Raw genomic sequence first — 9668 nt, forward strand, 5'->3', positions numbered from 1 at the left:
GTTCCCTCTCCCCAGCCCTCTCCCTGAAGGGAGAGGGGGCTTGTCCGTGCCGAGAAGGGATTTGGTGTCAGCCGGATACTCGGTACAAGCCGGCTAACGCCGAAATATCAGTATCTGCCCAACGGTCCCCTCTCCCTTCAGGGAGAGGGTTAGGGAGAGGGCGCTCTGAACTCCAACACCTGCAGCTCCCAGGAAACACCCTTCGCGAGCAAGCTCGCTCCTACGAAGAGCAGCGCCCTTATTCAAGCGTTGCGCCGCCCTTCCCAGAAATGCCCCGCCATCATCCTCAACCCCGCCGCCAACTCCGCCACCCGCGCCGCACTGGCCTGGCTATGGCTCGCACTGGCGGCATTGCCGTCGGCCGACTCACGGATGGCCAGCAGGCTGCGTTCGATCTCCTCGCTGGCGCAGCCCTGTTCCTCGATGGCGCCGGCGATCTCCAGGCTCATGCGCTGGATCGCCGAGACCTGCCCGGCGATTTCCTCCAGCGCGCCGGCGGCGCGGCCGGCCTGGCCGAGGCTGGTGTGGGCCTGTTCGCAGCTGTGGCGCAGGGCCTGCACCGAGGCGCCGGCGCCGCGTTGCAGGTCGCCCACCAGCCTGTGGATATCCAGCGCCGAGTCGGCGGTGCGCGAGGCCAGCGCGCGGACTTCGTCGGCGACCACCGCGAAGCCGCGCCCGGCCTCGCCGGCGCGGGCCGCCTCGATGGCGGCGTTGAGCGCCAGCAGGTTGGTCTGCCCGGCGACTTCCTGGATCACCTGCAGCATCCGCGAGATGCCCTCGCTGTGCCCGTGCAGCTGCTCCACCGCCTCGCTGGCCCGGCGTACCGCGTCTTCCAGGGCGGCGAGCTGGCCGCGGGTGGCCTGCACCTCGCCCTGGCCGGCCTGGGTCACCCGTTCGCTGCACTGCGCCGCCACCGCGCTGTGCTGGGCGTGGCGCGCCACTTCCTGGACGCTTTGCGCCAGTTGCTGCATGGCGCTGGCCACCTGGTCGGTCTCCTGCTGCTGGCGGCGCGTGCCGGCGCTGCTGTCGGCCACGGTGCCGGCCAGTTGCCCGGCGTGTTCGGCGAGCTGGCGCGAGGCTTCGGCCATGCGCCCGACCACCGCGCCGGTCTCGGCTTCCAGCATGCGCAGGGCGAAGTCCAGCTCGCCGAATTCATCGACGCGGCCGCTGTACAGGCGCTGGCTCAGCGGGTTGTCGGCGACCTGTCGAGCGCGCGCCAGCAGGGGCCGCAGCGGTTGCAGCTGGTGTGCCAGCCAGGCACCGGAAAGCAGCAGGGCGAGGCCGAAGGCCAAGGGCACGGGCAGCAGATATGCCAGCAGCGCGCCCGCGGCCTGCGCCAGGCCCAGGCCGGCGAGCAGCCGCGGCAACAGGCCCAGGCGTGGCCGGCGCGGCAGCCAGCCACCGCGCATGCGGGCGTACAGGCGCTCGGCGGCGTCGGTCTCGGCGGCACTGGCGCGGGTGCGCACCGACTGGTACTCCACCACCTTGCCGTCATGGCGGATCGGTGTGACGAAGGCGCTCACCCAGTAGTGGTCGCCGTTCTTGCAGCGGTTCTTCACCAGGCCCATCCAGCTGCGCCCGGCCTGCAGCGTCCGCCACAGGTGGGCGAAGGCGGCCGGCGGCATGTCCGGGTGGCGCACGCGGTTGTGGTTGTGCCCCAGCAGTTCCTCGGCGGTGAAGCCGCTGATGGCCAGGAAGTCCGGGTTGACATGGCTGACCGCGCCCTTGAGGTCGGTGGTGGAGAGGATGTTGGCGCTGGCCGGTACCTCGACCTGGCGCCCGCTGACCGGCAGGTTGAGCTTCATCGGTGGGTCTCCATGGGCCCCGGGTACAGGGCGTGGGGTGGCAGCGGCGGGCTGAACAGGAAGCCCTGGGCGAAGCGGCAGCCCTCCTTGCGCAGGAATTCCAGGTGCTCGGGGTGCTCGACGCCCTCGGCCACCACTTCCAGGCCGAGGCTGCGGCCCAGGCCGACGATGGCGCGGCAGATGGCGCTCAGCTCGGGGTCGCCGGGGACCTTGCCGATGAAGCTGCGGTCGACCTTCAGCATGTCCAGCGGGAAGCGCTTGAGGTAGCCCAGGGACGAGTAGCCGGTGCCGAAGTCGTCCAGCGCCAGGCGCACGCCGTGGGCGGCCAGCTCGCGCAGGCAGGCGAGGGTCTCGGCGCCGTCCTGCATCATCAGGCTCTCGGTGATCTCCAGCAGCAGGCTCTGCGGCGCCAGGCCGGTCTCGGCGAGGATCTGCCGCACCCGCTCGGCGAAGCCCGGCTGCTGCAGCTGGCGGATGGACAGGTTCACCGAGCAGTACAGCCAGCTCTGGCCTTCGCGCTGCCAGGCGAGGGTCTGGCGGCAGGCCTCGCGCAGCACCCAGTCGCCGACGCGGACGATCTCGCCGGACTCCTCCAGCGCCGGGATGAACTGCAGCGGCGAGACCGGCTGGCCGTCGCACTGCCAGCGCAGCAGCACTTCCACCGCGACGCGCCGCGGCGGGTCGACGTCGATGCGCAGGATCGGCTGGTAATGCAGGCTGAATTCGCCGCGCTCCAGCGCCTGGCCCAGCGCGCTCTCCAGTTCCAGGCGGCGCTGCGCGGCGGCCTGCAGCTCGCTGGAGAAGCGCGCGTACTGCGCCTTGCCGGCCTCCTTGGCGCGGTACAGGGCGAGGTCGGCGGCCTGCAGGGTGTCGATCGCCTGGCCCTCGGCGATCAGCCCGGTGATGCCGATGCTGGCGCTGACCACCAGGGTGCGGCCGTCCAGGTGCAGCGGCTGGTGCAGGCAGTCGAGCATGCGCTGGGCGACCTGCTCGGCGTCGGCCAGGCTGGCCATGTCGTCCAGCAGCACCACGAACTCGTCGCCGCCGAAGCGCGCCAGGTGGTCGCCGGGGCGCAGGCAGCGCAGCAGGCGCTGGGCCACTTCCACCAGCACGCGGTCGCCGACGCCATGGCCGAGGCTGTCGTTGATCAGCTTGAAGCGGTCCAGGTCGATGAACAGCAGCCCGGCCTCGCGCGCGCCGGGGCGGCCCTGGCGCTGCAGGGCCTGCTGCAGCAGTTCGTCCAGGCGCAGGCGGTTGGCCAGGCCGGTCAGCGGGTCGTGGCGGGCGGCATGGCTGAGCTGGTGCTCGCTGGCCTTGCGCTGGCTGATGTCGGTCTGCGAGCCGGCCATGCGCCCGTCGGTGATCACCCCGCGGGCCAGCACCCAGAGGTAGCCGCCGTCGCGCTGGCGGATGCGGTACTCATGGTTGAGCAGGGCGGCGCTACCGCGCAGGTGGGCGTCGATGGCCTGGCGCAGGCCGGGCAGGTCGTCGGGGTGGACGCGGGCGAACCAACTGGCGCTGCCCTCGCCGAGGCTGTCGCGGTTCAGGCCCAGCATGCGCGTCCAGCGCTCGGAGACGTACAGCCGGTCGTTGGCCAGGTCCCAGTCCCAGATGCCGTCGTTGGCTCCGCGCAGGGCCCGGGCGAAGCGCGCCTCGCTTTCCTCCAGGGCCTGGCGCTGGGCGGCGCCGTAGGTGTCGATGGCCAGCGACATGTCGAAGAACACCCGCTTGAGCAGGCTGGCGAAGACCTGCGCGCCCTCTGTCGCGCCGAGCAGCTCGTCGAGCATGTGCTGCAGGTACAGGCGGTAGGCGCCCAGGTACCACTTCAGCTCCACCCCCACCTGCTGGTGGACCAGGCCGATGCGCAGGCGGTCGCGCACGTAGCCGGCGTCCTGCGGGGCTTCCCAGAGCTGCTCGTAATACTGCGCCTGGCTGCGCTTCAGGCGTTGCAGGGTGGCCGGGTCGGCGAGGATGGCCGCCAGCGGCGGGAACTGGCCGAGGTGCTCGTAGAGCTGTTCGATGAAGCGCAGGTGGCTGTCGCCCCGGTCGTCGGCGGCCTGCTGCAGGCACCGCTCGTCGGCCGCCTGCCAGTGCAGGTAGCGCAGGCGCTGGTCGATCTCCGCCGGCGACAGGCCTATGCGGTCGAGCATGTGGTCGAGCTTCGGTCCCAGGCCCATGCTTGCCTCCTTGTTTTTCTGCGGGCATGAAAAAAGCGCCGCGCCCGTCGCACGATGGATTCGGCGACAGGCACGGCGCTTTGTCTTGCAGGCCCTTGGCGTCCTGCCCGGCAAAGCCGGCTTCCGCGTTGGCGGAACACTGGTCGGGGTTTTTTACACCATCGGCGGGGAGGCGGACAACTCCTGCAGCGCGGCCTCCAGGCGCCGGCGCAGCTGCCCCAGTTCGCGCGAGCGGAAGGCGTGGCGGCTGCGCTCGAGCACGCCGACGGCGTCGGCCAGCAGGGCGTGCAGGCGCGCGGTGTCGCTCAGCGCGGCGTCCTTGAACCAACGGCACAGCGGGGCCTGCTCGCAATCGCCGGGGCCGGCGAGCACCGCGCAGGGTACCTGGTAGACGGCGAGCAGGGCGCGCACCTGGCGCGCCACGTCCTCGTCCTGGGAAGTCACCAATAACTGGGCCGGCAGCCGGCTAAGGGTCATGGCGTCATGCTCGTGGATGGCAAAGGGCCACCACCCTAGCCGAACGCCATGCCCGGGCATTGACGCGGATCAGTCCCGCGGCGACCTGCCGCGCCTCAGCTGGCCGCGCTGGAGCCCGGCGGCACGTCGTGGCTGGGCGGCTGGGCGGCGGCTTCCAGGGCCTCCTCGACGTAGTCGTCCTCGTGCTCCTCGCCGGCACCGGCCTCGGGGTTGTCCAGCACGGCGTAGGCGATGGCGCAGAACAGCGAGTTCAGGCGCTTCATGTCGGCGATCAGGTCCAGGTGCAGCGAGCTGGTCTCGATGCTCTGCACCACCTGCTGGCGCAGGCGGTCGACGTGGGCGTGGGCGTAGCGGCGTTCCTGCAGGCGGAAGCGCTGCTTGGCCCGGCGCAGGCGCCGCGCGCCTTCCTGGTCGCCGTTGAGGAACACCGACAGGCTCAGGCGCAGGTTGACCAGCAACTGGCTGTGCAGCGCGGTGATCTCGGCCAGGCCGTTGTCCGAGAAGGAACGGCTGCGCGAGGTCTTCTTGTCCTGCACGGCGCTGAGCATGTGCTCGATGATGTCGCCGGCCTGCTCCAGGTTGATGGCCAGCTCGATGACCTCGGCCCAGCGCCGGCTGTCGCGCTCGCTCAGGTCCTCGCGGGGCATGCGCGCCAGGTACAGCTTGATCGCCGTGTAGAGCGCGTCGACGTCGTCGTCGAGCTTGCGGATCTCCTTGCCCAGCAAGGGGTCGCCGGCGCGGGTCACCTGCAGCAGGTTGGTCAGCATCTGCTCGACGATGTCGCCCATGCGCAGCGTCTCGCGCACCGCGTTGACCAGCGCCAGGCTCGGCGTGTCCAGCGCCGCCGGGTCGAGGTGGCGCGGGCGCACGCGGTCCTCGGGGGTGGCGCGGTCGGGCATGATGCGCGTGCAGAAGGCGGCCATCTGGGTGGTCAGCGGCAGGCAGGCGAGGCAGCGCACCGAGTTGTAGAGCACGTGGAAGGCGATCACCAGCTCCTGGGTACGGAACGGCCAGCCGTCCACCCACTGCGCCAGCGGACCGATCAGCGGCAGCACCAGCACGCAGCCGGCGACCTTGAACAGCAGGCTGCCCAGGGCCACGCGGCGGCCGGCGGCGTTCTGCGAGCTGGAGCCGATCAGGGCGAGGATGCCGGTGCCCAGGTTGGCGCCCACCACCAGGCACAGCGCGACCTTCAGCGAGATCACCTTGGAGGTGGCGAGGGTCGCGGTAAGCAGCACGGCGGCCAGGCTGGAGTAGGAGATCATGGCGAACAGCGCGCCGGTCAGGGCGTCGAGCATGACGTCGCCGGTGAGGCTGGAGAACAGCACCTTCACGCCCTTGGCCTGGGTCATGGGCCCGGCGGCCTCGACGATCAGCTGCAGCGCCAGGATGATCAGGCCCAGGCCGATGAACACCCGGCCCAGCTGGCCCAGGCGCGTCTGCTTGCGGGTGAGGAAGAAGATCACCCCGAAGAAGATCAGCAGCGGCGACAGCCACGACAGGTCGAGGGTCAGCACCCGCGCCATCAGCGCCGTCCCGACGTCGGCGCCGAGCATGATCGCCAGCGCCGGGGCCAGCGCCATCAGCCCGCTGGCGACGAAGGAGGTGGCCAGCAACGCGGTGGCGTTGCTGCTCTGCACCAGGGCGGTGACGCCGATGCCGGCGGCGAAGGCCAGCGGGCGTTTCTGTACGCTGCGGCTGAGGATGCGCCGCAGGTCGCTGCCGTACACCCGGAGGATGCCGGTGCGCACGATGTGCGTGCCCCACACCAGCAAGGCGACGGCGGAAAGCAGGTTGAGCAATGTCAGCATGGCGGCCCCCCTCGTTACTGCATGGCCGCCCTGGCGTGACTGCGCGGTGGGACGACTCTGGCCGATTTTTCTGTCATCTAAATGTCATAGTAGACCCACGCAGTCCCGCGAGGGTTCGACAAGATGCTGATTCGCCGGGGTGTTTACCTTCAGTAAAGCCCCTGCGGCGGGGTTTTGCAGGGATGCCCGGAAAATCACGATCGTAGGAGCGGACCTTGTCCGCGATAGCCGGAAATATCGGCGCGATTCGCGGATGAGATCCGCTCCAATTACGCTGGCTACCCCCGCCATTCCCCTGTAGGAGCGCGCCCTGCGCGCGAATCGCGGGCAGGGCCCGCTCCTACAAGGGGTATCCGAACCGCGGTTCCTCCCGGCCATCCCCGCGGGCTAGACTGCCCCGGACACCACCGCCAGCGGAAACCCCCGATGCCCAAGCGCCTTCTCGCCACTCTGCGCCTGTTCCTCGCCCTCGGCCTGACCCTGGGCCTGGGCGCCTGCGCCAGCCTGTTCGGCAACGACCCGCTGAAGATCGACCTGGTGGGCCTGGAGCCCCTGGCCGGGCAGGGCATGGAGGCGCGTTTCGCGGTCAAGCTGCGGGTGCAGAACCCCAACGACCGGGACATCGACTACGACGGCGTGGCCCTGGACCTGAGCGTCAACGGCCGCCCGCTGGCCAGCGGGGTGAGCGACCAGCGCGGGCAGGTGCCGCGCTTCGGCGAGGCGGTGCTCAGCGTGCCGGTGAGCATCTCCGCCTTCCGCCTGGTGCGCCAGGCCTGGGGCCTGGGCAACGCGCCGCCGCGCCAGGGCATGCCCTACGAGATCAGCGGCAAGCTCGGCGGCGGCCTGTTCGGCACCGTGCGCTTCAGCGACAAGGGCACCCTGGAGTGGCCGGCCGGGGCGCCCTTGCCGACGCTCTAGGGCGCTACTGGCCGGGGATGTCGCGGCGCAGCTGCACCGGCTCGACCGGCTTGCGCCCGCGCGCCGTGCGCATGCGGATGTTCAGCGCTTCCACCGCCAGCGAGAAGGCCATGGCGAAGTAGACGTAGCCCTTGGGTACGTGGACCTCGAAGGCTTCGGCGATGAGCACGGTGCCGACCACGATGAGGAACGACAGCGCCAGCATCTTCAGCGACGGGTGCTGGTCGATGAAGGCGCTGATGGCGCCGGAGGCCAGCATCATCACCAGCACCGCGACGACGATGGCGGCGACCATCACCGGCACGTTGGAGACCATGCCCACGGCGGTGATCACCGAGTCGAGGGAGAACACGATGTCGATGATGGCGATCTGCACGATGGTGCCGAGGAAGCCGCCGAGCAGGCTTTTCGGGTCCGGTTGCTGATCGGTTTCGTCCTCGCCTTCCAGGCCGTGGTAGATCTCGCTGCTGCTCTTCCACAGCAGGAACAGGCCGCCGCAGAACAGGATCAGGTCACGCCCGGAAATGCCCTGGCCGAGCACGCTGAACAGGTCGGCGGTCAGGCGCATCACCCAGGTGATCGACAGCAGCAGGAGGATGCGCGTGACCATCGCCAGGGCCAGGCCGAACAGCCGCGTGCGCGCCTGCATGGCCTTGGGCATGCGCCCCACCAGGATGGAGATCATGATGATGTTGTCGATGCCCAGGACGATCTCCAGGGCGGTCAGGGTGAGGAGCGCGACCCAGATTTCCGGGTTGGTCAGCCATTCCATTTACGGGTCTACCAGTCTTCAGTCGATGAACAGGGGGAACAGCCCCAGCAGCAGGGCGGCGGCGAGGATAGCGAGACACACCAGCGCTGCCCAGCGCAGGGTGAAGCGCTGGTGGTCGCCGAAGTCCACCTTGGCCAGGCCCACCAGCAGGTAGGTGGAGGGCACCAGCGGGCTGAGCAGGTGCACCGGCTGGCCGACGATGGAGGCGCGGGCCATTTCCACCGGGGTGATGCCGTACTGCGCGGCGGCCTGGGTGAGCACCGGCAGCACGCCGTAGTAGAAGGCATCGTTGGACATGAAGAAGGTGAACGGCAGGCTGACCAGCGCGGTGATGGTCGCCAGGTACGGCCCCAGCGCCGGCGGGATCACCGCCAGCAGGCTCTTCGACATGGCCTCGACCATGCCGGTTCCTGAGAGGATGCCGGTGAACACCCCGGCGGCGAAGATCAGCGAGACCACCGCCAGCACGTTCTCGGCATGGGCGCCGATGCGCTTCTTCTGCTCGAGGATGCACGGGTAGTTGACGATCATGGCGATGCCGAAGGCGATCATGAACAGCACCGGCATCGGCAGCAGCCCGGCGATCAGCGTGGCCATCAGCACCAGCGTCAGCGCGCCGTTGAACCACAGCAGCTTCGGCCGCCGCGCCTCGGGGTACTGCGAGACGCTGACCTCGGCCGCGTCCAGGTGCTCGCCGGGCAGGTGCAACTGGCCCAGGCGCGCGCGCTCGCGTTTGCCGTATACCCAGGCGATGGCGAAGATGGTGGCGAGGCCCGCGACCATCGCCGGGATCATCGGCACGAAGATGTCCGCCGGGTCCACGTGCAGGGCGCTGGCGGCGCGGGCGGTGGGGCCGCCCCAGGGGGTCATGTTGAGCACGCCGCTGGAGAGCATGATCAGGCAGGCCATCAGCAGCGGGCTCATGCCCAGGCGCTGGTACAGCGGCAGCACCGCGGCCACGCAGATCATGTAGGTGGTGGAACCGTCGCCGTCGAGGGAGACGATCATCGCCAGGGCCGCAGTGCCCAGCGAGACCTTCAGCGGGTCGCCCTTGACCAGCCGCAGGATCTTGCGCACCGCCGGGTCGAACAGCCCCGAGTCGATCATGATGGCGAAGTAGAGGATGGCGAACATCAGCATCACCCCGGTCGGCGCCAGGGTGCGGATGCCGTCGAGCATCATCGGCCCCAGGCCCGCGGCGAAACCGCCGAGCAGGGCGAAGGCGATGGGTACCAGGATCAGCGCGATGAGCGCCGAGAGGCGCCGCGTCATGATCAGGAGCATGAAGGTCGCCACCATGGCGAAGGCGAGGAAGGTCAGCATCGGAGGCCTCCGTCGGGTCAGCGCGGCGGGTGGCCGGGCAGGGACGGGGCGGAGCGGCGGTTCAAGCGTGTCATGGCATCACCCGTGTTGTTCTTGTGCGGATAGCCCGCCGCCGGGCAGCGGAGGGGAGGGCGGATGCTAGGGGCTCAAGCTTTCAGCAGGCTTTCGCGGGAAAAGGCGGCGATCGTCGGTGAAGAGGTGATGTTTCCGGATGTTTCCGGACCGGCTCTTCGTAGGAGCGAGCTTGCTCGCGAACCGCATGGCATCACAGCCGCCGGGAAATCCCCGTTCGCGAGCAAGCTCGCTCCTACAGGAAAGGGCCCCCGCGGGGGATTTTCCCGCCCCGTTGCGGTGCACCCCGGGAAAAACGCCGGATTCGCTTGAA

The 9668-nt window shown here is 69.8% G+C and carries 7 protein-coding genes; 1 reads left to right on the forward strand and 6 read right to left on the reverse strand.

The genetic code is table 11. The features are described 5' to 3' along the window. Positions 1–242: 242 nt before the first annotated feature. From DK254_RS12975 to DK254_RS12990, 4 genes are all read right to left on the reverse strand, one after another. A complete protein-coding gene (locus DK254_RS12975) occupies positions 243–1805 on the reverse strand; it encodes a PAS domain-containing methyl-accepting chemotaxis protein (RefSeq protein ID WP_109934090.1) in 1563 nt (520 codons plus the stop codon). Beyond that, on the reverse strand, positions 1802–3982 hold the full coding sequence (locus tag DK254_RS12980) for a bifunctional diguanylate cyclase/phosphodiesterase (protein ID WP_109934091.1): 2181 nt from the start codon (positions 3980–3982) through the stop codon (positions 1802–1804). Before DK254_RS12980 ends, DK254_RS12975 begins: the two co-directional genes overlap by 4 nt. Positions 3983–4135: 153 nt before the next feature. Then, positions 4136–4459: a hypothetical protein gene (locus DK254_RS12985; protein WP_109934092.1), complete on the reverse strand. Its 324-nt coding sequence runs from the start codon at positions 4457–4459 to the stop codon at positions 4136–4138. 95 nt (positions 4460–4554) lie between these two features. After that, positions 4555–6270, reverse strand: coding sequence for a Na/Pi cotransporter family protein (locus DK254_RS12990; protein ID WP_109934093.1), 1716 nt, complete (start codon positions 6268–6270; stop codon positions 4555–4557). Between the two features lie 426 nt (positions 6271–6696). Here DK254_RS12990 and DK254_RS12995 point away from each other — a divergent pair, with 426 nt between their 5' ends. After that, positions 6697–7188, forward strand: coding sequence for an LEA type 2 family protein (locus DK254_RS12995; RefSeq protein WP_109934094.1), 492 nt, complete (start codon positions 6697–6699; stop codon positions 7186–7188). Between the two features lie 4 nt (positions 7189–7192). Here DK254_RS12995 and DK254_RS13000 read toward each other — a convergent pair whose 3' ends face one another. Both DK254_RS13000 and DK254_RS13005 read right to left on the reverse strand, forming a co-directional pair. After that, complete coding sequence (locus tag DK254_RS13000) at positions 7193–7960, reverse strand: TerC family protein (protein ID WP_109934095.1); 768 nt, start codon at positions 7958–7960, stop codon at positions 7193–7195. Positions 7961–7978: 18 nt separating this feature from the next. Continuing rightward, on the reverse strand, positions 7979–9283 hold the full coding sequence (locus DK254_RS13005) for a CitMHS family transporter (RefSeq protein WP_109934096.1): 1305 nt from the start codon (positions 9281–9283) through the stop codon (positions 7979–7981). Between the last annotated feature and the right edge of the window lie 385 nt (positions 9284–9668).

The organism is Pseudomonas sp. RW407, from assembly GCF_003176655.1.
GTDB classification, from domain to species: Bacteria; Pseudomonadota; Gammaproteobacteria; order Pseudomonadales; family Pseudomonadaceae; genus Pseudomonas; species Pseudomonas delhiensis.

Bases quoted from the DNA above. Each gene is read 5' to 3' on its own strand.
- DK254_RS12975 (WP_109934090.1), bottom strand. From the start codon at position 1,805: ATGAAGCTCAACCTGCCGGTCAGCGGGCGCCAGGTCGAGGTACCGGCC.
- DK254_RS12980 (WP_109934091.1), bottom strand. From the start codon at position 3,982: ATGGGCCTGGGACCGAAGCTCGACCACATGCTCGACCGCATAGGCCTG.
- DK254_RS12985 (WP_109934092.1), bottom strand. From the start codon at position 4,459: ATGACCCTTAGCCGGCTGCCGGCCCAGTTATTGGTGACTTCCCAGGAC.
- DK254_RS12990 (WP_109934093.1), bottom strand. From the start codon at position 6,270: ATGCTGACATTGCTCAACCTGCTTTCCGCCGTCGCCTTGCTGGTGTGG.
- DK254_RS12995 (WP_109934094.1), top strand. From the start codon at position 6,697: ATGCCCAAGCGCCTTCTCGCCACTCTGCGCCTGTTCCTCGCCCTCGGC.
- DK254_RS13000 (WP_109934095.1), bottom strand. From the start codon at position 7,960: ATGGAATGGCTGACCAACCCGGAAATCTGGGTCGCGCTCCTCACCCTG.
- DK254_RS13005 (WP_109934096.1), bottom strand. From the start codon at position 9,283: ATGCTGACCTTCCTCGCCTTCGCCATGGTGGCGACCTTCATGCTCCTG.